This is a genomic window from Thiomonas sp. UBA7699, assembly GCF_002482605.1.
GTDB lineage: Bacteria > Pseudomonadota > Gammaproteobacteria > Burkholderiales > Burkholderiaceae_C > Thiomonas > Thiomonas arsenitoxydans.
Genome location: NZ_DLGH01000004.1, coordinates 1 through 21,182, shown reverse-complemented (window position 1 = coordinate 21,182; position 21,182 = coordinate 1). Strand labels below are relative to the sequence as shown.

The window sequence follows — 21,182 nt, the reverse complement described above, 5'->3', positions numbered from 1 at the left end:
GATGAACCCGGGGCTGTGCAAGCCATTGCCGCGAGCGGCGAACGTAGTCTCCGCGCTGGAGCCGGGTGCGAACGCGGGGTTGACCCTGCATTCGCGCGAGCTTTTCCGGCAAGGCTCTGTGGTGCAGATTCGCCATCAGGGGCAGACTTACCAACTGCGTTTAACGCGGCAGGACAAGTTGATTTTGACCAAGTAGTTGATTTCTCGCAGCTTTGCTCGCCAGCCTTGTGTGGACTAGTCCTCCAGCACATTAGCCAGCCATGCGATTTTTATGCCGAATACCCAGAAAAGCCGAGTCGATTCCGCCGAGCCGCTGTTGGCCGGAACCCTCGCGTTGATGACGTTTTACGCGGACAAGCCCAGTCTGGCGGTCATGCAGAAAATCGGCCGTAATCTGCAGACCTTGCAGCAACACCCTCAACTCAGCGCCGAACTCAGCATCGTCTGCCGCCGTCTGGCAGCGTACTGGCTGACGCTGGGCTGCGAGGTGGAGCGGGCCGATGCGCATTCGGCCTGCCGCTTTGCGACGGCGTCGTCGGCGTTGCAGTAATTACGGTTGAGCGCTATCACCGCCGCGCAGCAGCGCGAGCAGCCCGTCGAGCTCGTCGAGCGAGGAAAATCGAATCGCGATTTCTCCGCTGTGCTGGCCTTTGCGGCCCGCCTTGCTGCGAATTTCAACCGGGGCGGTGAAGCGCTCCGACAGTTCTTCTTCCAGCCGCTTCCAGTCTTGATCTTTGGCGGCTTTGGCTTTTTTGGGCGTGGCGCCCGGGTTCTGCGCTTGCTGGGCGCGAGCCACGAGTCGCTCGGCTTCGCGCACGCTCAGGCGTTTGGCCAGAATTTGCTGTGCGGCCTGAACCTGCTGCGCCTTGTCGAGCGATAGCAGCGCGCGGGCGTGACCCATGTCGAGATCGCCCGCCAGCAGCATGGTCTGCACGGCCTCGGTCAGTTGCAGCAGGCGCAGCAGATTGCTGGTGGCGGTGCGCGATCGGCCGACGGCTTGCCCGGCCTGCTCGTGGGTGTGGCCGAACTCTTCGATCAACCGGGCGATGCCGCGGGCTTCTTCCAGCGGATTGAGGTCTTCGCGCTGGAGGTTTTCGATCAGGGCCATGGCCAGGGTGGTGCGGTCGTCGGCCTCTTTCACCAGTGCGGGCACGCTGTCGAGCCCGGCAAGGCGGGCGGCGCGGGTGCGGCGCTCGCCGGCGATGATTTCATAGCGGCCATCGGGCAGGGCGCGAACGAGTACGGGCTGCATCACGCCTTGCGCCTTGATGCTCTGCGCCAGTTCGTAGAGGGCGCCTTCGTCCATCTGCGCACGGGGCTGATAGCGGCCGGGCACGAGATCGTCCAGCCGCAGTTCGCGTAGTGCGGCGGCGTCGGTTTCCGAGAGTTCGACGGAGGGGCCGAGCAGCACGTCGAGGCCGCGGCCGAGTCCTTTGGGTTTTTTGGTTGCCATGAGCGTGAGACGGATCAAGCGGGGTGATCAAGCAGAAAAAAGGTCGGTAGGGTGCTGGGCGGGCGTCAGCATCGCGTCCAGCAGTTGACGGCCTTGGGGCCAATCGCCCAGGCCGGACGCGGCATTGACGTGCCCGTAGGCGCCGAGGCTGGCGCAGCGGGCCCTCCAGCGCTGGGCGAGCTGTTGTGCGGCCTGCCAGCGGCAATAGGGGTCGTCGGTACTGGCGGCGAGGGTCGCGGGGAAGGGCAGCGGCGCTTGGCTCAAGGGGTGTCGCCAGGGGAGCAAGGCGGCGGGCAGTTCATCGCTATGCGGATCGGGCGGCGCGACCAGCAGTGCGCAGACGACGCGGTCGGCATGGCGCGTGCTGACCGACCAGGCGTCGATCAGGTGGCAGCCCAGGCTATGGCCGACGAGCGCGACCGGGCCGGGCTGGGCGAGGATGACGTCTTCCAGCCGTGCGATCCAGTCGCCGCGGCGCGGAAAGTCCCAGTCGGCCTGTTCCACCACGATGTCACCGTAGAGTCTTTCCCATCGACGCTGCCAGTGCCCGTCGCTCGAGCCTTGCCAGCCGGGGAGCAGCAGAATGCGGGTCATGCGGCCACGGCCAGGCGGTCAACCATTTCCTGGGCAAACTCGGTGAAGGCTTTGGCGCCGCGGCTGCTTGGGTCGAACACCACGCCGGGCAAGCCGTAACTTGGCGCTTCGGCCAGGCGCACGTTGCGCGGAATGACGGTGTTGAACACTTTGTCGCCAAAGTGGTTTTTAATCTGTTCGCTGACCTGCTGCTGCAAGGTGATGCGCGGGTCGAACATCACCCGTAGCAGGCCGATGATGCGCAGATCGCGGTTGAGGTTGGCGTGCACCTGTTTGATGGTGTTGACCAGATCGGACAGCCCTTCGAGTGCGAAGTACTCGCATTGCATCGGCACGATGACGCCGTGCGCGGCGCAAAGGCCGTTGAGTGTGAGCAGGCCCAGGGCGGGCGGGCTGTCAATGAGGATAAAGTCGTAGTCGGCATCGACGGTGGCAAGCGCGGTCTTGAGTCGGCGCTCTCGCTGCGGCAGGCTGACCAGCTCGACTTCGGCGCCGGCCAGTTCGCGATTGGCGCCGATGAGGTCATACCCGGCTTTGGCGCTGCGTTGCCGGGCCTGGGCAAGCTCGGCCTGCCCGATCAAAACTTCGTAAACCGAGGCCTCAAGGGCGTGTTTGTCCACACCGGAACCCATGGTGGCATTGCCCTGCGGGTCCATATCGACCAGCAAAACGCGCTGGCCGATGTTCGCCAGGGCGGCCGCCAGATTGACACTGGTGGTGGTCTTGCCGACGCCACCCTTTTGGTTTGCGATGCAAAAAATCTGCGCCAAGCCGGATTCTCCAGAAAACCGATGTTTCACGTGAAACGGTGCTGAGTGAGGAGCCCAACAGACTTCTGGCCCAACCGAGGCTGTATTGTGCCGGAGCCGATGGCTCGGCCGCGAAATCAGCGGTCAGCAGACGTCAGCCGCAGCCACACCAGGCAACGCTGGGCATCGAGCCCAGGCACCTGCAAGGGTTCTATCTGCGCGGCCACATCCGCGGGCAATGCCATGATTTCATCTTGAGGCGCTTGGCCTTTCATGGCGCACCACTGGCCGCCGGTGGCGAGCAGATGCCGGGTGCTTTGAATGAGCAAGGGCAGATCGCTGAAGGCGCGGCTGGTCATGCAATCAAAACCGCGTGCATCGGCCAGAGCCTCGACGCGCGCATGATGGACGTTGACCTGCCTGAGTTGCAGACTGCCGCAGGTCTGCTGCAAAAAGGCGCATTTCTTTTGCACCGCATCGATCAGATGAACTTCCGTGTCGGGCAGGCCGATGGCAAACACGATGCCGGGCAGGCCGCCGCCCGAGCCTACGTCCAACAGGCGCCGGGGGCCTAGGCGCTGCAGGGCGGGCAGGGCGGCCAGGCAATCGGCCAGATGCAGCCGAGCGATGCCTTCCAGATCACGTACCGCGGTGAGGTTGAACACCCGGTTCCAGCGTTGCAGCAAGGCGGTGTAGTCGAGCAATTGCTGGCGCTGGCGCGCGGTAAAGTCGAGTTGGAGCGCGGACAGGGTTTGGTGCAAAAAGCCTTCGAGGGAAAAACCGCCAGCGGTGCGGGGGGTAATCGCACTCACGCGAGGGCATCCTTTTCCAGCTTGAGCGCTTTTTTAAGGACGCCTTTGCGCAAATGAATCAACAATAAGGATACGGCCGCGGGGGTCATGCCCGACAGGCGCGAGGCCAGGCCAAGCGTCTCGGGGCGGGCTTGATTGAGCTTTTGCTGCACTTCGATCGACAGTCCCGACACTTCTCGGTAGTCGAGATCGGCCGGCAGGCGCAATGATTCCTGCTGCGCAGCGCGCTCGACTTCGTCTTGCTGGCGTTCGATGTAGCCGGCGTATTTGAGGTGGATCTCAACCTGCTCGCGCTCGGTCTCTCCCAGCGGGAATTCCGGGGCGAAAGCGGGGTGCGGGAACGCGGTCAGGGTGTCGTAGCGCAGTTCGGGGCGACGCAGCAAGTCGGCAAGGTTGTATTCGCGTTCGATGGACTTGCCCAGCAGCGCTTCAGCCTGTTCGGACGGAAGGCTTTGCGGCGTGACCCAGGTGGTGCGCAGCCGTTGAATCTCGCGCTCGATGGCGTCACGTTTGCGGCAGAACGCATCCCAGCGGGCGTCGTTCACCACGCCGAGTTCGCGGCCGATCTCGGTTAGGCGAAGATCGGCGTTGTCTTCGCGCAGACTGAGCCGGTACTCGGCGCGGCTGGTGAACATGCGGTAGGGCTCGCTCACCCCTTTGGTCACCAGATCATCAACCAGCACGCCGAGATAGGCCTGATCGCGCCGCGGACACCAAGGATCACGGCCCTGTACCTGCAACGCGGCGTTGATGCCCGCCAGTAGCCCTTGCGCAGCGGCCTCCTCGTAGCCGGTGGTGCCGTTGATCTGCCCGGCGAAGAACAGTCCATCGATGGACTTGGTTTCCAGCGAGGTTTTCAGCGCCATCGGGTTGAAATAGTCGTACTCGATGGCATAGCCGGGACGCAGCAGATGGGCATTTTCCAGCCCCGGAATCGAGTGCACCATGGCAATCTGCACATCGAAGGGCAGGCTGGTCGAGATGCCATTGGGGTAAAACTCGTTGGTCTGCAGCCCCTCGGGTTCGAGAAAAATCTGGTGCGAGGACTTGTCGGCGAAGCGGTGAATCTTGTCTTCGATGCTCGGGCAATAGCGAGGGCCCACGCCTTCGATCACTCCGGTGAACATCGGGCTGCGATCGAGCCCGGCGCGAATGATGTCGTGCGTCTGCTCGGTGGTATGGGTGATCCAGCAAGCGACCTGTGCGGGGTGTTGATCGGCAGAGCCGAGAAAACTGAAAACCGGCATCGGGTTGAGGTCGCCCGGCTGCTCGATGAGCTTGGAAAAATCGATGGTGCGGCCGTCGATGCGCGCCGGCGTGCCGGTCTTGAGCCGCCCCTGCGGCAGCGCGAGCGCCTTCAGCCGGGCGGACAAACGCAGCGAGGGCGGATCGCCCGCGCGCCCGGCGGCGTATTGGTCGAGTCCGATGTGAATTTTCCCGTCCAGAAACGTCCCAGCGGTCAGCACCACGGTGCGGGTGCGAAAGCGGATGCCCGTCTGTGTGACCACGGCTGTAACCCGCTCGCCTTGGCCGGTCGATTCCACCAGCAAATCATCGGCCGCCTGCTGGAACAGCCACAGATTGGGCTGATCTTCCAGCCGTCCGCGTATGGCACGCTTGTAGAGCTGGCGGTCGGCCTGCGCCCGGGTGGCGCGCACCGCGGGGCCTTTGCTGGCGTTGAGAATGCGGAACTGGATGCCCGCTTCGTCAGTCGCCTCGGCCATCGCGCCGCCCAGCGCGTCCACCTCTTTGACGAGGTGTCCTTTGCCGATTCCGCCTATCGACGGATTGCACGACATCTGGCCCAAGGTTTCGATATTGTGCGTCAGCAACAAGGTGGCGCAGCCCATGCGCGCAGCGGCCAGAGCCGCCTCGGTGCCGGCATGCCCACCCCCGATGACAACGACATCAAAGTTACGCGGATAATCCACTGTGTGTCTCCTCAACAGATCATTTTATGCGGGTTTACCCGGTGCGGCAGCTTGGTCGGGCTTTGTTTCACGTGAAACATATCCACGAACCGCATTATTTTGATCTTTCGACTCAATTCCATGCAAACCCTGCGCGAACTGCAAGAGCTTTATCCCTCGATGACCTCTGTGCCCACCGCTGAGCTGGAGGCGGAATGGGCTGGTGGGGCAACCGTGATGCAGGTGCCGCGCGGAACGCAGCTTTTCGCGCCCGGCGCGAACTGCGGCGGGTTCCCGCTGGTGTTGTCTGGCGAGGCACGCGTGTTTCGCATGGCGCCCTCCGGGCGGCAGTTGGAGATGTATCGCCTGACGCCGGGTGAAATCTGCCTGGTGTCGTCGGCCAGCCTGTTTTCGGGTGAGGTGCTCACGGCCTTTGCGGAAATGCAGACCGAGGGGGCGCTGTGGATGATCCGTCCTGAATTGTTCGAACATTGGCTGCAATGCGCTCCGGCCTTTCGCCGGTTCGTTCTCGGCCAGTTTGCTGCGCGCATGGCCGACCTGACTGCCTTGATCGATGCGCTGGCCTTTCATCGCCTGGATCAACGTCTGGCGCAAGCCCTGCTGGGCCAAGGGCCGCGTCTGCAGAGCACCCATCAGCAACTGGCTGACCGGCTGGGCACAGCGCGGGAAATCGTCACGCGCCTGCTCAAGCGCTTCGAAGCCGCCGGGTGGGTGGGGCTGTCGCGCGAGAAGATCGACATTCTGCAGCCCGCCGTGCTGCGCCAAGTGGCCGCCGGGGAGCTGTCGGGGTAAAACGCGTGTGACCGAGGTCACTGTGCGTCCGCACGAATCGGTGTCAAATTGCGATATTCTTTTTTCAAGGAGTGGACCATGAAATTCAACGTCGGCGGTATCGATCGCATTCTGCGCATTATTGTGGGCATCGTTCTGATCGCCCTGAGCCTGATGGGCACCATCGGCGTCTGGGGTTGGATCGGCATTGTGCCGTTGGTCACGGGCCTGTTCAAATTCTGCCCGCTGTACTCCATCATCGGCATGAACACCTGCCCGATGAAAAAATAAGGCAGGCGGCCATGTGCCGTGCTTCAACACCGTGTTTCAGATGAGGCGCCCCCTGGCAACAGGCGGCGCTTTTTTTTATGTTTGTTCAAAAAAACGCGTCGTGCGCGGTCTTGAGAATGAGCGCCGCGACGACCAGCAGAAAGACGCCGCGCACGAAGTGCGTGCCCCGGCGCAAGGCGAGCCGGGTGCCCAGCAGGCTACCCGCAATATTGCACACCGCGATGAGCGCGGCATACTGCCACATGACGTGGCCTTTACTGGCGAACACCAGCAGGGCCGCAAGATTGCAGGCCACGTTGACGACTTTGGCGCTGGCCGAGGCATGGAGAAAATCAAAGCCGAAGCCACGGACAAACAGGAAAATCAAGAAATTGCCCGTGCCCGGCCCGAAAAATCCATCGTAAAAACCGATCAGCAGGCCGCCGCCAACCGCCAGAGCCCGCTCGGCGCCGCCGCTCAGGTGCGGGGCATGGTGATGTCCCAAATCCTTACGCTTGAGGGTGTAGAGCAATACGGCCAGCAGAATGAAGGGCAGAGCCTGCCGAAAATCAGTCGACTTGACTTGTGTGATGAACCAGGCGCCGCCAAGCGCGCCGACAAACGCTGCAAGGGTGGCGGGCGCCACAGTGGACCAAGGGGGCTGAACCCGGCGCACATACGACCACATTGACGCCGAGGTCCCCCAGATGGCGCCGCCTTTGTTGGTGCCAAACAGCGTGGCAGGAGCCGCGTTGGGAAACGCGGCAAACAGGGCGGGTACGAGTACCAGACCACCGCCGCCGACAATGGCATCGACAAACCCGGCAAAGAGTGCGGCAATGCCGAGCAGGATCAGTTCCATATTGGGAGCGGGCGTGAGGAGCGGGGCGTAAAAAAGCACCGGAACGAGTGTTCACGGTGCTTCGGGGTACTGCTTGCGCTGCCATCTTGTGCAGCGCTGTTGTCGTGAAACAACCTGGGTTGCAGGTCGTTTGTCTCCTCGATCCCTCTTGTTGGGGCGCGTTGGGCGAGCCCAATCGCAATGCAAAACATTGTTCGAATTTTGGCTGCCGCGCGCACTAGGGGCGAACCCTGATAGTTGGGGTTTGCAGGTTAGCGTCCCAGGCCCGGAAACAGCTTGATCAGGCCGTCGCTCATCATTTCCACCGCGAGCGCCGAGAGGATCAGACCCATCAAGCGGGTCATCACATTGATGCCGGTCTTGCCCAGAAACCGCGCAATCGGTTCGGCCGCCATGAAGCACAGCGCCGCGGCCCCGGCAATGATCACACCGTAGCCGATCAGCACCGCGTGCTGCCACCAGTGGTGCGTGTTGCTGGCATAAATGATCACCGTACTGATGGTGGCCGGGCCTGTGAGCAGGGGGATGGTGAGCGGCACCACGGCCACGCTGGCCCGGTCGGCGGCTTCTTCCACCTCGTCACTGGTCGATTTGGTGGCGCCGGTTTTGGCGTTGAGCATGCTGATGGCGCTGATGAGCAACAGCATGCCGCCGCCGACCTGAAACGACGCGATGGAAATGCCGAAAAAATGCAGCAGGTCAGCACCGATCAGCGTGCTGACGGCGATGACCAGAAACGCCGAGATCGAAGCGACGAGGATGGTCCGCTTCTTCTGCTCCCGAGAAAAGCTCTCGGTGAACAGAATGAAGAAGGGAATGATGCCCAGCGGATTGACGATCGCCAGCAGGGCGATCAAGGGCTTGACCAGATTCATGAACTTGGAGTTGTGAGTGCCCCCAGGGTCGGCTCGCCGACCTGCCCCCCGCGGGGGTCAAGGAAACTTGGGGCGGCCCGGCGTTTCCTTGAAAGTGCGCGGGCTCCATTATCGGTGCCCGCGCACTCACCTCGTCGCCGCGTGAAGGCCAGGGTTTAGATCACCCGCGAATAGCGGGGCTGCAACAATTGCTCGCGGGGCTGATGCAAATAGCCATCGAACTGCATGGCGACGATGCGCACCAGCAGGCGGCCTTGCGGCGTGACCTGGACGCGCAGACCTTGCGGGCCTTCGCGCACGACCAACCCGGCATCTTCCAGCGGCTTGAGGCGCTGCAGGTCGAGGGCAAAGGTGGCGGCGGCGTCCACTTTGAATTCGTCGGCCAGTGCGGCCAGATCGAGCTGGAAATCGCACATCAGCCGCTGAATGGCGGTGCGACGCAGGTGGTCTTCGGGGGTGAGATGCACCCCGCGCGCCGTGGGCAGCTTGCCGAAAGCCAGCATCTCGGTGTATTCGTCGATGGTCTTGGCGTTCTGCGCGTAGCAGTTGCCGACGTTGGAAATGCTGGATACGCCAAAGGCCAGCAGATCGAGTTCGGCCTGCGTGGAGTAGCCCTGGAAATTGCGGTGCAGCTTGCCCTCGCGCTGGGCGCGGGCGAGCTCGTCGCCCGGCTTGGCGAAGTGATCCATGCCGATGTAGATATAACCCGCCTCTTCCAGCCGACGGATGGCCAGACCCAGCAGGCCGAGCTTGACCTCGGCCGTGGGCAGGTCTTCGGCGTTGATGCGGCGCTGCGGCTTGAAAATGTGCGGCAGATGCGCGTAGCTGTAGAGCGAGAGCCGGTCGGGCGAGATCTCGATCACCTGATCGAGGGTGCGGGCGAACGAATCGAGGTTCTGCAAGGGCAGGCCGTAGATCAGGTCGAGGCTGATGGAGCCAAAACCGTTGGCGCGGGCGGCGTCGATCACCAGCTGGGTTTCTTCCACGCTCTGGATGCGATTGACCGCCTGCTGTACCTCCGGCGCGAAATCCTGCACGCCCACGCTCATGCGGTTGAAGCCGAGTTGGGCGAGATGCGCCACGCGCGCCTCATTCACCTTGCGCGGGTCGATCTCGATGGAGAATTCACCGCCGGGCTGCAGGTCGAAATGTTCGCGCGTCATGGTCATCAGCCGCGCGGCTTCCTCGTCATTCAGGAAGGTGGGCGTGCCGCCGCCCCAGTGCAGTTGGGTGACGGGCAGACGGGCCTGCAAGAGGCCGGCAATCAGCCTCAACTCCTGTTCTACGCTGTCGAGATAGGGCGCGGAGCGGCCGTGATTCTTGGTGGGAATCTTGTTGCAGCCGCAGTAGTAGCACAGGGTCTCGCAGAACGGCACGTGGAAATACAGCGACACCGGCTCGCCGGGACGCTGGGCGCGGCGTCGCAATTCCTCGGCGTAGTCGCGCGCGCCGAAACCGGAGTGCATGCGGTCGGCGGTGGGGTAGGAGGTGTAACGCGGGCCGGAGATGTCGAAACGCTGGAGCAGCTCGGGCTGGAAGTCGAGAGATTGATTCATCATAATGATTGAATGTTTGCGCAAAGCCAGCAGGAAGGTTTTGATCTGACGCAACGGTTGGCGAGGCAGCGGTGCGTTTGCTGCGGCGCAAAACCAACAGTCTGCGGCGCAAGACGGCGCCCTGCAAAGCAATGGACTATCCTGCGGGGGTTTTTGGCTTAGCGACATGGCCCGCGACTTTTCATGCAGACGCAAACACATCCGACGAACGCGCCGCGATCCGCGCAAAAAACTGGCTTGGTCACGCTGAGTATCAGCGCTTTGGGTGTGGTGTTCGGCGACATCGGCACCAGTCCGTTGTATGCCTTTCAAACCGCGTTCAGCCCCGGTCACGGTATGCCGTACAGCCCGGACAATATCTTCGGCGTCATCTCGCTGATCTTCTGGGCGCTGATGCTCATCGTGATGGTGAAGTACGTGTCGTTCGTGATGCGCCTGGACAACGACGGCGAGGGGGGCATCCTCGCCCTACTGGCCCTGGTGATGCGTCGTTTTCCCAAAGATTCGCGCCGACGCGCCGTGGTCACGACGCTGGGCTTGGTGGGTGCGGCGATGTTTTACGGCGACAGCATCATTACCCCCGCGATCACCGTGCTCTCGGCGATGGAGGGCCTGGGCGTGGCCACCCCGGTTTTCAACGACTGGATCGTGCCCATCACCACTGGCATCCTGGTGGGATTGTTCGTGGTGCAAAAGCACGGCACGGCGCTGGTCGGCCGCTACTTCGGCCCGGTGATGCTGGTGTGGTTCGCTGCCATCGGTCTGCTCGGTTTGGCGCAAGTGGTGCAAAACCCTTCGATCTTGCTGGCGCTCAATCCGTATTACGGCGCCCATATGTTCGTGCGCGAGCCCGGCGTGGCGCTCATTTTGCTCGGCGCGGTGTTTCTGGTGCTCACCGGCGCCGAGGCGCTGTACGCCGACATGGGACATTTCGGCCCCCTGCCGATCAAGATTGCCTGGGTGTGCGTGGTGATGCCCGGTCTAGTGCTCAATTACCTCGGCCAGGGCGCGCTGGTGCTGGCCCATCCCGAGGCGACGAAGAATCCGTTTTTCTATCTGGCGCCGTCCTGGGCGCTGTGGCCCCTGCTGGGGTTGGCTACAGCCGCCACCGTCATCGCGGCGCAGTCGGTGATCTCGGGCGCATTTTCCATGACCACGCAGGCGATCAAGCTGGGCTATCTGCCGCGCATGCGGGTGGTGTTCACCAACGAGGGCAACCAGGGCCAGATTTATGTGCCGTTCATCAACTGGCTGCTGCTCGTCTTTGTCATCCTGCTGGTGCTGAGTTTCAAAACGGCGGAAAACCTCGCGGCGGCCTACGGCATCGCGGTGAACATCACCATGATCGTCACCACCGCGTTCTGCTGGATGATCGCGCAGCACCGCTGGGGTTGGAGCGCCCTGCGGGCGAATGCGGTGTTCGGGCTGTTCGCGCTGATCGATCTGGCCTTTCTGTCGTCCAACGCGCTGAAGATCGATCACGGCGGCTGGTTCCCACTGCTGTTCGGCGCCGTGGTCTACACCCTGCTGGCCACCTGGAAGCGCGGCCGCAGTCTGCTGCGTCGCCAGCTCGAAGAGCATGCGCTGAACCTGCAAGATTTCGTCGCCAGCCTGTCCACCTATCCACCCACCCGGGTCGAGGGCACGGCCATCTACCTCACCCCCAGTGCGACCACCGTGCCGCACGCGCTGCTGCACAACCTCAAACACAACAAGGTGCTGCACGAGCGGGTGATTTTTCTTTCGGCGCAGACCATGGATGTGCCGCATGTGAGCGCCGAGCAGGGGCTCAAGCTCACACCAATGGACGAGGGCATCTACCTGCTGCACGTCGAGCTGGGCTTCCAGGACGAGCCCGATATTCAGCGCCTGCTCAAGGAATGCGAACGGCTCTACGGCCTGGAATTCCAGTTGATGGAAACCTCCTTCTTCCTCGCGCGGCAGACCATCATCCCGTCCAAGCTGCCCGGCATGGCGTTGTGGCGCGAAGTGCTGTTCTCATGGATGAGCCGCAACGCGCAGGATGCGTCGGACTACTTCCGCATTCCGCCCAACCGTGTGGTGGAGCTGGGCACGCAGGTCGAGATCTGAGCCAGGCTGTCCCCGCGCGGCAAATCTAGGGGCACTCAAACCAGCAGCGGGCCGACGACTTGCTGCAGCCGCTCTTGCGTCCATGCCGGGTGCGGATCGTTCCAGCCGTTATCGGCCAGACGGCCGTCGCGGTCGATGACAAAGCTCACGGGAATCCGCCAGATGCGGCCGTAGCCGGGCACCCACGGGCTGGGCAGCAGCCCGACGGGGAAGGACAGTGTGGCGGCGACGGCGCGCACCTGCGCCAGCCGATCGGGCCCGTCCAGGCAGAAGCCCAGCACCCGCAAGCCCTGCGCGGCGTGGTCTGCGGCATAGCGCGACAGCACGGGCAGCTCTGCTCGGCAGGGGTCGCACCAGGTCGCCCAGAAAGTGAGGATGACGACCTCGCCGCGCAGAGCCGCGGTAGAGATCGTCTGCCCGTCCAGGGTCTGCAGCACCGCGACCGGTGCGGGCTGGCCGACGTGCAGGCCAGCCGCCCGGGCCGTCCGCGAACCCATGCCGAGCAGGCTCAGGCCAAGGTATGCGCCGCGTTGCAGCAGGGCACGCCGGGACCATGCGGTCATCGTCTGACGGCTCAGTGCTGCATGCCGTGCATGTGATCCATGTCCATGCCCTTCATGTCCCCCGGGCCCGAGGCGGTGGGCTTGCGCACCTCGAATTCGGCGGTGACCGTCTGGCCATCCGAGAACTTGAGCGTGACCGGCACCTTCTGCCCCGGCTCGATCCCCGGCTTTGGCTGCATCAGCATGATGTGATAGTCGCCCGGGGTGAACGCCATGCTTTTGTGCGGGGCGATGGCGATGGCATCGACGTGCACCATATTCGACATGCCGTTCTTGTTGACCGTCTGGTGCAGCATGACCATGCCGTATTTCGGGCTGGAGGCGCCGACGAGCTTGATCTCCTTGTCGGTATCGTTGGTGACCTTGGCATAGCCGCCTGCGGGCAGGTTGGCCGGAAGCCAGCGGATCCAGGCATCGGTCACTTGGATGCCCGCGGCGAAGGCCGAGCCGAGCAGCCCCAGGCTGAGCGCGCCCGCGGCCAGGCCGCGCCGGGCGGTGCGAGAGAAAAAAGCGTTTGAACGCATGGTGAACTCCGTTTGCGAGTGAAAGAAAGCAGAGATAAGCAAAGAATTAAAACGCGGTACTGATTCCCAGGCTGGCCGTCCAGTGCGGGAAGAGCTGATAGCCGTCGAGGCGGCTATATACCGGCAGTTGCACAAAGCCGTAGGCTTGCCAGCCCTTGACCAGTGTCGCCGATAGGCCGGGGCTGAGGTAGGCCACAGTGCCCGCAGTATCCGCGGTGTCGGCCAGCGCGCCCTGGTCGTGGCTTTTGTGCGTGATATTCACCTGCACTTGCGGCACAAAATCGGGGCGCGCCTCATCGCGCAGGCCAAAGCTCAGGCTGGCGAGGTTGCCCGGCCGGTAGTCCTCGCCTGGGGTGTCGAGCTTGTGCGCCACCGCCGCCTGAAATTGGCCGCTGACGAAGGCGTCGAAGTCCTGGCTGATGGCCTGATAGGCGTAGGCGCCGACGATCAGATCGGTGCTGCCCGTGCCGGGCTGCAGACTGGTGTCCACCAGTTGCCCGGCACTCGGCCCGCTGGAAAAAGCAACCGGGTTGCGCCCCACCGTGCCCGTGCCGTCGGCGTTCGGCCCGCCGTAGCGGCCTGTGGGCAACTTCAGGCCGAGCTGCAGCCCGACGTTGTGCGTGGGCAGCAGGCCCTGATAGCTGCCGATGAGCTTGACGTCGCCCAGGCCGCGCAGCGTGGCGCCGCTGAGGTTGTCTGCCGTGAGCTGATCCGGCGTGGCCGCGCCATAGGTGCTGTGACTGCGGTCGATGTAGGGAATCTGCAGGTTGACCGACCAGTCGGCATTCGGGCTGTACGTCAGCCCCAGGGTGGTGTAGCGGTTGATGGTGTCATGCTCGACTTCCTGCCCTGCGGCGGGGTTGAGCGCGGCCACGCTCGCCGCCGACACGCTGTGCGTACCCGTGCGGAGCTGGCTCTGGTTGATGTAGTCGGTCTGCAGATTGACCCGCCAACCCGAGGCGGCGGAATAACCCATGGCGGCATCGGTACTCAGACTGCAGCCGCAGGTGGCGCAGGCGTGCGCAGACAAGGGAAAAGCCAGCGCCATGGCGCTGCAGGCCAGGCTGGCAGCGCGCAGGGCGCGCGACTGGGGGGCAGGCAAGCGTCTTGCCCGTGGGGAATGTACGCAAAGCATCAAAGACTCCTGTAGGCCCGCAGGGGCGGGCGTGCATGCCGAGCGCCGCGTGTGGCGAAACGCGCGGCGCGACTTGGAAAGCGGGTCAGGAGAACCGGGGTGGAGCGCGGGGCTGTTGCGGGGAGTGTGGCTGCGCTGCCGCATGCGGCGCGGCACGGTAGGCAGGGCATTGTGCGACCACACCTGCTTTGCTGGGCAGGGCCGATGTGTCGGGCGCGGGCAACGCAGCCTGGGCGGACGCCGTGACCGCCGCTGCCGGGTTGAGCAGGACCAGCAGGCTGTGCGCGTGCGGCTGCGACGGGCTGTGGCGCGCGGGCTGTGCGCTGCGCGCCGACGCATCGTGGTCGGCGGCTGCGCTCGCGCAATACGGCAGCGAGATCCAAACGGCGGCCGGCTGCTGCGCGAACACCAGCGGCTGCAGCATGAGCGCCGCGAGCACCACCCAGATCAGACGGGAGGCGCGGCGCAGAGTGGAAAACAGACGCGGCATAAAGCGCATGGCGGTGGAGTGTCTACTTTGCATCTTACGCAAACAAGCACCGTCGCTGACGATTTTGCGTTTGCGCAATACATTGCGGCTGAAATCTGATTCGGCGCAGCAGCACCCGCAGCAGCGCCGTCAGGCAGGCAGGCTTCGCACCGCGCAGATCAGGCCACAGGCACCCACCCTGCAAGCCTTTACCATGCAAGGATGCAGACCGTCCACCCACCCGCCCCCAAGCCCTACACCCGCGCCGCCCAACTGCCTGCTCTGCTCAAGCAACGCATCGTCATCCTCGATGGCGCCATGGGCACCATGATTCAGCGCTTCAAACTCAGCGAAGCGCAGTATCGTGGCGAGCGCTTCAAAGACTGGCCGCGCGATGTGAAGGGCAATAACGAACTGCTCAGCCTGACGCAGCCGCAGATCATCCGCGACATTCACGAGGGCTATCTGGCGGCGGGCGCCGATCTGGTCGAGACCAATACGTTTGGTGCGACCACGGTGGCGCAGGACGATTACGGCATGGCCGAACTGGTGGACGAGATGAACGAAGCCTCGGCCCGGCTGGCGCGCGCAGCCTGCGACAAGTTCAGCACGCCGGACAAGCCGCGCTTCGTCGCTGGTGCGCTCGGCCCCACGCCCAAGACGGCGAGCATCAGCCCGGACGTCAACGATCCCGGTGCGCGCAATGTCGATTTCGAGACCCTGCGTGCCGCCTATGCCCAGCAGACCCGCGCCCTGATGCGCGGCGGCGCCGACGTCATTTTGGTGGAAACCATTTTCGACACCCTCAACGCCAAGGCGGCGCTGTTCGCCGTCGACGAAGTGTTCGAGGAGACCGGCGAGCGCCTGCCCATCATCATCAGCGGCACCGTGACCGACGCCTCCGGGCGCGTGCTGTCCGGCCAGACCGTGACCGCGTTCTGGGCCAGCGTGCGCCACGCCCAGCCGCTGGCCATAGGGCTGAATTGCGCACTGGGCGCCGCCCTTATGCGGCCCTATCTGCAGGAACTCGCCAAGGCCGCGCCCGACACCTTCATCTCCTGCTACCCCAATGCCGGTCTGCCCAACCCGATGAGCGACACCGGCTTCGATGAAACGCCCGAAGTGACCTCGCGGCTGCTGCACGAGTTTGCCGCCGAGGGGCTGGTGAATATCGTCGGCGGCTGCTGTGGCACCACGCCCGAGCACATCGCCGCCATTCAATCGGCGGTGAAAGACGAAGCCCCGCGCGCGCGCCGCCGTGCCGGGTTCTATGCCGACGCGGACTGATTCACCTATGCCTTGACGGGCATTGCGCCGCGCGCAGCGTCTTGCCGGGCGTGCGGGCAAAATCGTGGCACCGTTCGAGCCCTAGAGGAGACATGAGATGCAGTTGCCCGATATTCGCGTTGGAGACCGCTGGGTGTTCGTCACCCGCACGCAGGAAGAAATCGAGCGTGGTGACGCCGGTCTGGTGCTGGCCAATCACGTCACGCAGATCGGGCCGAATGGCGAGGTGCATGTCGACGTGCAGCGCACCAATAAGGCCGACGCGCCGGTGCTGAAAAACATCTATTCCAAGCAGTTCGACCTGCTCTCACGCGAAATCGTGCCGGGCGAGGCGATTCAGTACAGCCCGGCGTTTCCGCAGTTCGACTTTCCGCTGAGCGTGGGCAAGAACTGGAAAGACACCATCACCCAGAGCCAGCCCGATTGGGAACTGCACACCCGGCTGGGCGTGAGTGTGAGTGTGGAGGCCGAACAGACCATCACCGTGCCCGCAGGCACTTTTCACGCCATTCGCCTGCAAGGGCACTACACCGCCGCGCAGGCCACGGTGATGACGCACTACTGGTACGCGCCGGCCGCTGGGCGCGCGGTCAAGGGCATCGAGGACACGCTGTCGATCAATGGCGTGCGCACGAGGTTGATCTACGAGCTGCAGTCGCTCAATCGGCTGCGCGCATAAGGCGGGGCAGGGTCAGCGCGGGTCTGCCGGGCTGACGCGCACCCCGACTTTAAGGGTGTGATCGCCGCCGCCGCGGATGACGCCACGCAGGGGAGAGACGTCGGCGAAGTCGCGGCCCAGGGCGATGCGCACATAGTCGGCCGCGGGCTGGCGGTTGTTGGTGGGGTCGAACTCCACCCAGCCGTTGACCGGGCACCACACGGCCACCCAGGCGTGCGAGGCATCGGCGCCGACGAGTTGTTCTTCGCCGGGCTTGGGATGCGAGCGCAGGTAGCCGCTGACGTAGCGCGCGGCCAGCCCGAGGCTGCGCAGGGCGGAAATCATGACGTGCGCATAGTCTTGGCAGACGCCGGCGCGCAGTTCGAGCGCCTGCGGGGCGCGGGTCTGCACTTCGGTGCTCTCGGGGTTGTAGGTGAAGTCGGCGTGGATGCGCTGCATCAGGTCGAGGGCGCCGCCGAGCAACGGTTGCTCGGGCGCAAAGCTGGGGGCGGCGTAGGCGGCTGCGGCGGCAAACAGGGGGGCGAAATGGGTGCCGAAGGTGAACTCGGCCTCGGCGACATAGGGCTTGCCGACGCGGTAGAGCAGTTGTTCGCGCACCTGTTCCCACGGCGGGCTGGCGTCCCAGTCGGGCGCCTCGGGCGCGCGCACTTGCACCAGGCTGACGGCACGCACGGTCAGCGTGTCGTGCGGGCTGTAGTAGGCGAAGAACTCACGCTGGTTGCCGAACACATCGACATCGCTGTGCCGATGTTCGGGCTCGGGGTGAATGTCGCAGACGTAGTCGATGCGTTTCTGCGCGGCATGATCGAGCGGGCAGAGATGCGCCAGATGGTGGGCGAGTTCGACCGGGGTGGCGTAGGCGTAGGCGGTTTCGTGTACCACGCGGTAGAGCACGGCGTCAGCCTGCGCGGTAGAAGCGACTTGAGTCATGCGTGCGGCTTTCAATACCCGCCCAGCGTGCGGTCAGGCAGGCTGGCGTGGGCGAAATAGCGGCGGCTGATCTCGTCCGACAGGCGCCAGGCGAGATCCATGCTCTGCGTCAGGGCGAGATCCAGCCACGTGTAATGCAATTCTTGGGTGTGAGTGCAGAGTTCGGGCAGATGCCAGTCATCGGGATCGGGCGCGAGGGCGATCAGGGCTTCTTTGTCGGCGGCCTCGCCGGGCAGTCTGGCCATGCGGGCGCGCAGGGTCTGCGCTACCCAGCCCAGGGCGCGGGGGTTTTCGCGGTCGAGCATGAGCAGGTCGAGCAGGGGCGGAACTTCCAGCCGCTTCTGGTACAGCGCGCGGTAGGTGATGGTGCTGTCGAACAGTGCCAGCAGCAGGTTGAAGCCGCTGTCGCTGTGCACCGCGCCGCTGCGGAAGGCCACGGCCAGCGCTTCACCCAGCAGCAAGAGGCGTTCGATGTGGCGGCCGATGCTCAGCAGACGCCAGCCGTCGTCGCGGGTCATGCGGTCGGTTTGCGCGCCGGTGATGGCGCTGAGCACTTCGGTGAGCTGCTCCAGCCCGCGCAAGGCCTGGGCCGACTGCAATACTTCCCGCCGCGAGGCCGTGGGCAAAAGCTCCAGCGCGGTGGCCGAGGCGATCCATTGCCGGTGGTCGCCGCCCAAGCGTTCGCGCACTTGAGTGGCCGCGTGGCCCAGGGCCTGCAGGTTCTGCACGATGCCGCCGGCGTGCTGCCCCGGCACGAGCCCGCGCACCACGCAGTGCTCGAAGCCCTGCGGGTTGTCGCGAAGATCGGGTGCTTCTTTTTCGACCAGGCCGTTGCTGCGGCACCATTGGTCGAGCATGTCGCAGACGGCCGGGCCCAGATCGTCGTCGCCCGACAGCGCGCGCAGGGAGATGCGCGCCAGCCGGGCGCTGAATTCGGCGCGCTCGCAGTAGCGACCGAGCCAGTAGAGGTTTTCGGCCGCCCGGCTGGTGACCACGCGGTGATGGTCGATCAGATCTTGCGGGCGCATCGGCTCGGGCAGCAGGGTGGAGCTGTCCACCGCGTCGCCGGTGATGATCCAGGCGTCCTGGCTGCTGCCGCCGCGCTGCATCGACACGGTGTTGCCCCCGCGCGGCGCGGTGCGCACCAGCCCGCCGGGCAGCACCCGCCAGCCACCCTGGCCGTCGGAAATGGCGTAGACCCGCAGCATCGCGGCGCGGGCGGCCAGCCGCTCATTGCTCCACACCGGCACATGCGGCAGGGGTTGATATTGCTGCAGGGTGACCAGTGCCGGGTTGGACTGCACCCGTTCGCGCCAGGCGGGCAGTTGGCCGTAATCGAGGCTGGCCATCACCGTGGGCTCGAAGCCGCAATCCGGGTGCACCGGTTTGATCACCCAGGCGCGCAGATCGTCCATCGGCGCGTCGCACACGCCGGGCTCGCCGCACCACCAGGTGGGCAGCGAGGGCAGCTGGAGCGGCTCACCCAACAGGGTTTCGCACAGCTTGGGCAGAAAACCCTCCACCGCGGGCGACTCCAGAAAACCGGCACCGAGCGCGTTGGCCACGAGCACGTTGCCCGCACGCACCGCCTGCAGCAGCCCGGCCACGCCCAGCATGGAATCGGGACGCAGTTCGAGCGGGTCGCAGAAGCTGTCGTCGAGATGGCGCAGCACCAAATGCACCGGCTCCAGGCCGCGCAGGGTTTTGAGGTAGAGCCGGTCTTCGCGCACCGTGAGGTCGCTGCCTTCGGCCAGGGTGATGCCCAGGTAACGCGCCAGATAGACCTGCTCGAAATAGGTTTCGCTATACGGGCCGGGGGTGAGCAACACCACGCGGCTGCCCACGCCGCCGGGCGAGAGCCGCAGCAGCATATCCATCAGCAGCCGGTAGCTGGCGGCCAGGCGCTGCACTTTCAGGTGGCTGAACGCGTCCGGGAACAGGCGGGAGATGAGGAGGCGGTTTTCCAGCAAATAGCCCAGGCCCGAGGGCGCCTGCACCCGCTGATTGACCACGCGCCACACGCCGTCGGGCCCGCGCGCCAGATCGAAGGCGGCGATGTGCAGCCAGATATTGCCCGGCGGTGCGTGGCCGTGCAGGGCGCGCAAATAGCCGGGATGCCCATGCACCAGCGCCGGTGGCAGCAGCCCTTCCCTGAGGGTGCGCTGCGGGCCGGTGTAGATGTCGGCGAGGATGGTGTTGAGCAGCGCGGCGCGTTGTGCGATACCTGTGGAAATCTGCTTCCACGAGGCGGCGTCGACCAGCAGCGGGAACAGATCGACCGACCAGGCGCGCACGGCTTGCGCGGCGTCGGCGTGGACGTTGTAGGTCACGCCGTCGTCGTGAATCTGCTGCAGCAACTGCTGCTGCCGGGCGCTCAGGCTGTCGAAGCCGCCGGAGCCGAGCAGGCGAAAAAATTGGTCCCAGAGCGGGGCCAGCGGTGCACCCGTCCCGCCATCGGAGACGCGGCCGCGCAATTCGTCCCAGTGGCCGGGGATGACGGGGGAGGCCAGGTCGCGGGCGAGCGCGGCGCAATCTTCACCCGGACCGAACGCGCCTTGAGATTGAGATTGGAACAGGCTGACCATACGGCATTTTGGCATGCAGGGGACGCCGAGACAGCGGCAGGCCTCCCCCGATTGCGGTCAAACTTCATGCGCCCATTGACTGCGAGCCTAGGGCAGATTCGGCAAGATACCGGCCAGACAGGTCGGGTGGTGTGAAACTTCAGCGAGAAACCTCGGCAGGCTTCACATTTGCGCTCCAGTAATGCGGTTTCGCATCGCGCCAGGCGATGAAGGTGTCGGGCGCGCTGTCGCGCCACCGCAGCGCGCCCTGCTGGTCGGTGCGCCAGACGGCGATGCCGCGCTCGGCGTAGCGCGCCAGCACGGCGGGGTGGGGGTGGCCGTGCGGATTGCGGTAGCCCGCCTGCACCACGGCGGCGCGCGGCATCACCGTGTCGAGCAGGGCCTCGCTCGACGAGGTCTTGCTGCCGTGATGCGGCGCCAGCAGCACGTCGGCATAGGGCAGCAGATCGGCGCGCTGCAGGGCGCGCTCCTGCGGCTGATCGACGTCGCCGGTGAGCAGCACCGAGGCGCCGCGCGCGGCCACATGCAGCACGCAGGAGCGGGCGTTGTCGCTGCTGGGGGCGTCGCCGGGCGGGGGGCTGACGATGCGGAAGTCCACGCCGTCCCAGCGCCAGTGCTGACCGGCGGTGCAGGGCTGGCGCTGTTGCAGGCCGTAGCGGGCGGCGGCGGCGTCTGGCGGGGCCGAGGTGAGCAGATCGGCCTCGGGGTGGGCGCGGGCAAGGGTGGCTGCGCCGCCCGCGTGATCGCTGTCGTCGTGACTCACCACCACGCGGTCGAGACGGCGTACGCCCAGGCTGTGCAGCAGCGGCAGCAGCACGCGGCCACCGGCGTCCACGCCCGGCGCCTGCCGCGGCCCGGTGTCGTACAGCAGGGTGTGCCGCGCGGTGCGCACCACAACCGCCATGCCCTGTCCGACATCGGCAAACCACACCTCCATCGCCCCGGTTTCGGGCGCCGTGCCAGGGTTGCTCGCCAGTGGCAGAAGCAGCAACAGACCGGGCGCGCGCAGCCGCCAGTTCCACGGCAGCGCCAGCGCCAGCACGCCG

General features: G+C 64.9%; 22 protein-coding genes. 7 read left to right on the top strand and 15 right to left on the bottom strand.

Annotated features, from left to right (window positions below):
- Position 1: 1 nt before the first annotated feature.
- Positions 2–196: a hemin uptake protein HemP gene (gene hemP / locus B3H47_RS01585; RefSeq protein WP_286731044.1), complete on the top strand. Its 195-nt coding sequence runs from the start codon at positions 2–4 to the stop codon at positions 194–196.
- A 75-nt stretch (positions 197–271) separates the two neighbouring features.
- The gene (locus tag B3H47_RS01580; protein ID WP_286985560.1) at positions 272–550 is read left to right on the top strand and encodes a hypothetical protein; all 279 of its coding nucleotides are present in this window, start codon (positions 272–274) and stop codon (positions 548–550) included.
- Here the strand turns inward: B3H47_RS01580 and B3H47_RS01575 are convergent, their stop codons facing one another.
- The 5 genes from B3H47_RS01575 to mnmG form a co-directional block, all read right to left on the bottom strand.
- A complete protein-coding gene (locus B3H47_RS01575) occupies positions 551–1,453 on the bottom strand; it encodes a ParB/RepB/Spo0J family partition protein (protein ID WP_286985559.1) in 903 nt (300 codons plus the stop codon).
- Between the two features lie 27 nt (positions 1,454–1,480).
- On the bottom strand, positions 1,481–2,047 hold the full coding sequence (locus tag B3H47_RS01570) for an RBBP9/YdeN family alpha/beta hydrolase (RefSeq protein WP_286985558.1): 567 nt from the start codon (positions 2,045–2,047) through the stop codon (positions 1,481–1,483).
- A complete protein-coding gene (locus B3H47_RS01565; RefSeq protein WP_013107579.1) occupies positions 2,044–2,817 on the bottom strand; it encodes a ParA family protein in 774 nt (257 codons plus the stop codon). The genes B3H47_RS01570 and B3H47_RS01565 overlap by 4 nt, the downstream gene beginning before the upstream one ends.
- Positions 2,818–2,933: 116 nt before the next feature.
- Positions 2,934–3,608 (bottom strand): 16S rRNA (guanine(527)-N(7))-methyltransferase RsmG, encoded by a 675-nt coding sequence (gene rsmG / locus B3H47_RS01560; protein WP_286985557.1) that lies wholly within the window; start codon positions 3,606–3,608, stop codon positions 2,934–2,936.
- A complete protein-coding gene (gene mnmG, locus B3H47_RS01555) occupies positions 3,605–5,539 on the bottom strand; it encodes a tRNA uridine-5-carboxymethylaminomethyl(34) synthesis enzyme MnmG (RefSeq protein ID WP_286985556.1) in 1,935 nt (644 codons plus the stop codon). The genes rsmG and mnmG overlap by 4 nt, the downstream gene beginning before the upstream one ends.
- Positions 5,540–5,659: 120 nt before the next feature.
- Here mnmG and B3H47_RS01550 point away from each other — a divergent pair, with 120 nt between their 5' ends.
- Positions 5,660–6,331: a Crp/Fnr family transcriptional regulator gene (locus B3H47_RS01550; RefSeq protein ID WP_013124564.1), complete on the top strand. Its 672-nt coding sequence runs from the start codon at positions 5,660–5,662 to the stop codon at positions 6,329–6,331.
- A gap of 78 nt (positions 6,332–6,409) precedes the next feature.
- The gene (locus B3H47_RS01545; RefSeq protein ID WP_013107575.1) at positions 6,410–6,601 is read left to right on the top strand and encodes a YgaP family membrane protein; all 192 of its coding nucleotides are present in this window, start codon (positions 6,410–6,412) and stop codon (positions 6,599–6,601) included.
- Positions 6,602–6,686: 85 nt separating this feature from the next.
- On the opposite strand, the gene B3H47_RS01540 is transcribed toward B3H47_RS01545, so the two are convergent.
- From B3H47_RS01540 to hemN, 3 genes are all read right to left on the bottom strand, one after another.
- Positions 6,687–7,442 carry a sulfite exporter TauE/SafE family protein gene (locus B3H47_RS01540; protein WP_013124563.1) on the bottom strand — a complete coding sequence of 252 codons (756 nt, stop codon included), beginning with the start codon at positions 7,440–7,442 and terminating at the stop codon, positions 6,687–6,689.
- A gap of 251 nt (positions 7,443–7,693) precedes the next feature.
- A complete protein-coding gene (locus B3H47_RS01535) occupies positions 7,694–8,317 on the bottom strand; it encodes a MarC family protein (RefSeq protein ID WP_013107573.1) in 624 nt (207 codons plus the stop codon).
- A gap of 155 nt (positions 8,318–8,472) precedes the next feature.
- On the bottom strand, positions 8,473–9,873 hold the full coding sequence (hemN, locus tag B3H47_RS01530) for an oxygen-independent coproporphyrinogen III oxidase (RefSeq protein WP_286985555.1): 1,401 nt from the start codon (positions 9,871–9,873) through the stop codon (positions 8,473–8,475).
- 183 nt (positions 9,874–10,056) lie between these two features.
- Between hemN and B3H47_RS01525 the strand changes: the two genes are divergently transcribed.
- The gene (locus B3H47_RS01525; RefSeq protein ID WP_276731973.1) at positions 10,057–11,964 is read left to right on the top strand and encodes a potassium transporter Kup; all 1,908 of its coding nucleotides are present in this window, start codon (positions 10,057–10,059) and stop codon (positions 11,962–11,964) included.
- 35 nt (positions 11,965–11,999) lie between these two features.
- Here B3H47_RS01525 and B3H47_RS01520 read toward each other — a convergent pair whose 3' ends face one another.
- The 4 genes from B3H47_RS01520 to B3H47_RS01505 all read right to left on the bottom strand — a co-directional run bounded on the left by B3H47_RS01520 (position 12,000) and on the right by B3H47_RS01505 (position 14,709).
- Positions 12,000–12,527, bottom strand: coding sequence for a TlpA disulfide reductase family protein (locus tag B3H47_RS01520; protein WP_286985554.1), 528 nt, complete (start codon positions 12,525–12,527; stop codon positions 12,000–12,002).
- A gap of 11 nt (positions 12,528–12,538) precedes the next feature.
- The gene (locus tag B3H47_RS01515; RefSeq protein ID WP_013124551.1) at positions 12,539–13,051 is read right to left on the bottom strand and encodes a copper chaperone PCu(A)C; all 513 of its coding nucleotides are present in this window, start codon (positions 13,049–13,051) and stop codon (positions 12,539–12,541) included.
- Between the two features lie 46 nt (positions 13,052–13,097).
- Positions 13,098–14,186: a transporter gene (locus tag B3H47_RS01510; protein WP_286985553.1), complete on the bottom strand. Its 1,089-nt coding sequence runs from the start codon at positions 14,184–14,186 to the stop codon at positions 13,098–13,100.
- Positions 14,187–14,271: 85 nt separating this feature from the next.
- A complete protein-coding gene (locus B3H47_RS01505) occupies positions 14,272–14,709 on the bottom strand; it encodes a transcriptional regulator algP (RefSeq protein ID WP_286985552.1) in 438 nt (145 codons plus the stop codon).
- Positions 14,710–14,877: 168 nt separating this feature from the next.
- On the opposite strand from B3H47_RS01505, the gene B3H47_RS01500 reads away from it, so the two are divergent.
- A complete protein-coding gene (locus B3H47_RS01500; protein ID WP_286985551.1) occupies positions 14,878–15,942 on the top strand; it encodes a homocysteine S-methyltransferase family protein in 1,065 nt (354 codons plus the stop codon).
- Positions 15,943–16,039: 97 nt separating this feature from the next.
- The gene (locus B3H47_RS01495) at positions 16,040–16,621 is read left to right on the top strand and encodes a hypothetical protein (protein WP_286985550.1); all 582 of its coding nucleotides are present in this window, start codon (positions 16,040–16,042) and stop codon (positions 16,619–16,621) included.
- A 12-nt stretch (positions 16,622–16,633) separates the two neighbouring features.
- On the opposite strand, the gene B3H47_RS01490 is transcribed toward B3H47_RS01495, so the two are convergent.
- The 3 genes from B3H47_RS01490 to B3H47_RS01480 form a co-directional block, all read right to left on the bottom strand.
- The gene (locus B3H47_RS01490; protein WP_286985549.1) at positions 16,634–17,551 is read right to left on the bottom strand and encodes a transglutaminase family protein; all 918 of its coding nucleotides are present in this window, start codon (positions 17,549–17,551) and stop codon (positions 16,634–16,636) included.
- An 11-nt stretch (positions 17,552–17,562) separates the two neighbouring features.
- The gene (locus tag B3H47_RS01485) at positions 17,563–20,136 is read right to left on the bottom strand and encodes a circularly permuted type 2 ATP-grasp protein (protein ID WP_414718217.1); all 2,574 of its coding nucleotides are present in this window, start codon (positions 20,134–20,136) and stop codon (positions 17,563–17,565) included.
- A gap of 139 nt (positions 20,137–20,275) precedes the next feature.
- Positions 20,276–21,182, bottom strand: a 907-nt coding sequence (locus B3H47_RS01480) for a DNA internalization-related competence protein ComEC/Rec2 (RefSeq protein WP_286985547.1), incomplete at its 5' end; no start/stop codon positions are given.